This window comes from Armatimonas sp. (genome assembly GCF_043760365.1).
GTDB lineage: Bacteria > Armatimonadota > Armatimonadia > Armatimonadales > Armatimonadaceae > Armatimonas.
The window spans coordinates 1-3,419 of record NZ_JAYUPA010000772.1; the positions used below are offsets into that span (position 1 = coordinate 1).

The 3,419-nt window shown below is 52.2% G+C and carries 5 protein-coding genes; 4 read left to right on the plus strand and 1 reads right to left on the minus strand.

The annotated features are described in order from the left end of the window. Positions 1–138: 138 nt before the first annotated feature. Positions 139–501 carry a hypothetical protein gene (locus ACH2EH_RS18505; protein ID WP_395143935.1) on the minus strand — a complete coding sequence of 121 codons (363 nt, stop codon included), beginning with the start codon at positions 499–501 and terminating at the stop codon, positions 139–141. 712 nt (positions 502–1,213) lie between these two features. Here ACH2EH_RS18505 and ACH2EH_RS18510 point away from each other — a divergent pair. The 4 genes from ACH2EH_RS18510 to ACH2EH_RS18525 all read left to right on the plus strand — a co-directional run. Next, complete coding sequence (locus tag ACH2EH_RS18510) at positions 1,214–1,381, plus strand: hypothetical protein (protein ID WP_395143937.1); 168 nt, start codon at positions 1,214–1,216, stop codon at positions 1,379–1,381. A gap of 79 nt (positions 1,382–1,460) precedes the next feature. Continuing rightward, positions 1,461–2,078, plus strand: a complete 618-nt coding sequence (locus ACH2EH_RS18515) for a type IV toxin-antitoxin system AbiEi family antitoxin domain-containing protein (RefSeq protein ID WP_395143939.1) — start codon at positions 1,461–1,463, stop codon at positions 2,076–2,078. Positions 2,079–2,263: 185 nt separating this feature from the next. Beyond that, positions 2,264–2,674 carry a transposase family protein gene (locus ACH2EH_RS18520; protein ID WP_395143941.1) on the plus strand — a complete coding sequence of 137 codons (411 nt, stop codon included), beginning with the start codon at positions 2,264–2,266 and terminating at the stop codon, positions 2,672–2,674. A 171-nt stretch (positions 2,675–2,845) separates the two neighbouring features. After that, positions 2,846–3,419: IS5 family transposase (locus ACH2EH_RS18525; RefSeq protein ID WP_395143943.1), on the plus strand; the 574-nt coding region annotated here is incomplete at its 3' end.

The window sequence follows — 3,419 nt, forward strand, 5'->3', positions numbered from 1 at the left end:
TGAGTAAAGGGGAAACGAAGGGAGAATCGGTCTAGTTTTGCGCGTTGATGTGGGGAAAATTCATCCGGTGATTTGGGGATTTTTGCCCCGGTCTTGACAAGGTCTCTGGGAGGCGGCTGCCTCCCAGAGATTGGGGCGTTACTCCCCATCATTGTCCTCCTTGGATACAGTCGTCTTGGGGAGAAGTTCATAGGCTTCGTTGAGGAGATGTATCGCATCCACCAGGTCGCGCAGATCCAGAGAGCTTGTCTCCTTGTAGCCATCCTTGACCTTGTAGCTACGCTTGAGCGTGATAGAGTACCGGAGCTGGTGCTTGGCGACTTCGTGTCCCCAAATCGCCATCTTGACACGGCCTGAACGGTCTGTGTACATCGGCCCAGCGCCCATCAGATTGGTATTCTTCTTCTCCTCATTCGTCGGTGACTCAGAGACATTGCTCGTCTCCGTTGTCGCTTCAACCGCTTCGATCTCGACTTGTGGTTGTTTGAGTAAGTTTGCCATTGTATTTTCCTTTTCTTAAACGGGAGCCGCTATTGGCTCTCACACGAAACCGAGCGATTGCGCCCCCGTGAAAAGGGAAACCCTGCTGCGCTTTCGTATTTTGAGCACCCTTCCTCAGGAAGCTCTCCAGGGTTATTGCGATCTTGCAAGGCGGGTGACGCATAACCTGCGAAGCCTACGCGGCGACTGACTTGCCGCAATAACCCACCGGCTTTAAGGATCGCTGAGGGTGCTTACTTGCGCAGGACAAGAAGGCAAAAACGAAAGTCAACTACGAGGGGGGAAGTGGAAGAGAAGCAACCCAGAGTACGAATCCTATCGCAGAGTTACCAGGAGGTGAAAGGGAGAGGAACAGGAATGGGCCGGGCCAGAGAGGAAACCCGCTCAGGTTGTCCAAGGCGACTTGGGGACACGAAGTCGCTCCAAGCCAACGGCACTCTACCGCGCTAGCGCAGGGGCAGAGCATAGGCTGGCTACAAGGCGATCTAAGTGACGAATCAGCGCGACTTGGCGGATGCACAACCATGACGGGAGCCCGTCGAAGATTCTCGTGATGAGTGTCGCCAGTGAGACCAAAAGGAGTATCTAGCCCCGATCTCTGGGAGGCAGCCGCCTTCCAGAGACCCTATTGGAAGACCTCAGCGAGGGTTTCGAGAGCAAGCACACGAAGCTCCTCAGATACACCCAATTCCCTCATTCGTAGCGATCCGGCTTGCGCTTCATCGTGGAAGTGCTGCTCGAGGATCTGGAAGTGCTGCTCGACGATCCGAACAGCTTCCTGGGCGATGGGGTGGCTCCCGTACCTGAGTCGAGGAGAAAACCTGGTGGAAAGAGGATGTCCACGCCGCAGCATCGTGAAAAAGTGAACGCAGCATCGTGAAAAAGTAAAATTTTGTTTGTTTACAAAACCTACACAAATATTGCGGTTGTATAGATTTTGTAGGTATAATGTGACTGTCATGGTCACCAGCAAAGCCACGAAACGCAACAGGATTCTTCAACTGGCTAAGCAACGCGGAGCCCTGCGCAACGCGGATTTCGAGGCTATTGGGGTTTCCAGGCAGTACATTGCGGACTTGGTGGATAAGGGGGATTTGGAGCGTATCGGACGCGGCCTGTTCTCCCTGCCCTATCAGGAGCGCTCGGAACACCACGCCCTCGTCGAGGTTGCCGTATGCGCTCCCAGGGCGGTGATCTGCCTGACAAGCGCCCTTCAGTTCCACGGTCTGACCACGCAGCTCCCGCCGTTCGTCTGGATCGCATTGCCCCGAACAAGCTGGACGCCAGTGGTGCCCACAGTAGGGGTCGAGGTCGTGCATATGAGCCTGGCAGGATTGAGCCAGGGAGTCGAGCACCACAAGATCGAGGGCGTGCAGGTGCCGATCTTCTCGGCCGCCAAGACCGTGGCGGACTGCTTCAAGTACCGCAGCCGCGTGGGCACCAGTGTTGCTATCGAGGCGCTGCAGGACTGCCTGAGGCAGCAAAAGGCGACCCGCACCGAGATCATCAAGCATGCCAAAAATATGCACGTCTGGAGTGTGCTTCGGCCCTATCTTGAGGTAATCAATGGAGCGTAAAAGCGGGAAGAGGCCCGGCAGCCGACCCGCGCTCCAACAGGAGCCCGTCGCGCAGAAGACACGCGCCCAGCAGGTTCTAGAGGATTTGAAGGCACTGGCTCGGCAGAAGGTGGCAGGGCGCTACGCCGATGTGCAGCGGCTTATCATGCGATATACCTCTTGCAAAAGTAGGGTAATCTTTTTGCATGCTTGATTCAGAAGTAGACAAAACCAACGATGAGGACTTCAAACGCCTCCTGGGAGTTCGAAAAGATACCTATAGGGCAATGGTTGAAATTCATCGTAAAGCTCTCCATGACAATAAAAAACGTAAGAATTTTGGACGACCACGGGCTCTCAACCCAGAAAATGAGGTTTTGCTAACCCTGACCTACTATCGAGAATATCGAACCTATCTCAGCACGGCTCAGAGTTATAAAGTAGATGAGTCCACTGCGTTCCGAGTCATACATACAGTAGAAAAGAATCTTATCCAACATCCTGACTTCCAATTACCAGGAAAGAAAGTCCTCAGGGAAGAAAGAGATAGTGCTCTCATTATTGATGTGACTGAGAGCCAAATAGAGCGTCCAAAAAAAACAGAAAAAGAAGTATAGCGGCAAAAAGAAAAGACATACATTTAAAGGTCAAGTCATTATTAATGAAACAGGCAAGAAGATATTAAGTACATTTTTCGGAAAAGGCTCTGTCCGGCTTTGTTGCATAACGGGCTAACCCGTATTTTTATCAGGTAGCTACAGGCACGGTTCTGGCAATCATGAAAAGCTGTGAAACGAAACAAAACAACCAAAGAGCCTAAACCCAAAGGGAAAAAGACTTCTTACCGCACCCGTAACTGGAAACAGTATAACACCGCTCTCATCAATCGCGGTAACATCACTCTCTGGATCAACCCAGAGGTTGCTGCTGCATGGAAGGCACAAAGTGACGGGCTGCCTCATAAACAGAAAGTCTATAGCGACCTGGCTATCGAGGTAGTCCTGAGCCTCAAGATTCTTTTCAAACTTCCCCTCCGAGCCGCCCAAGGCTTGGCTATGGCTCTAATAGAAGCCATGAAACTTGATTTACCCTGCCCCAACTACTCCACCCTCTCGCGCAGAGCCAAGACACTCAAGATAGACTTGGGAGTCAGAAAAACAGGCGAGCCGATTCACCTGCTTGTAGATAGTACAGGTGTCAAAGTGGCAGGCGAGGGGGAGTGGAAAACACGCAAATGGAAAGCAGAATATCGACGTACTTGGATCAAAGTGCATCTAGGACTCGACCGCAATAGCGGGCAAATCATGGCAGCAGTGGTGACAGATGCAAAAGGAGGCGATCCTGATCACTTCCCGGAAATAC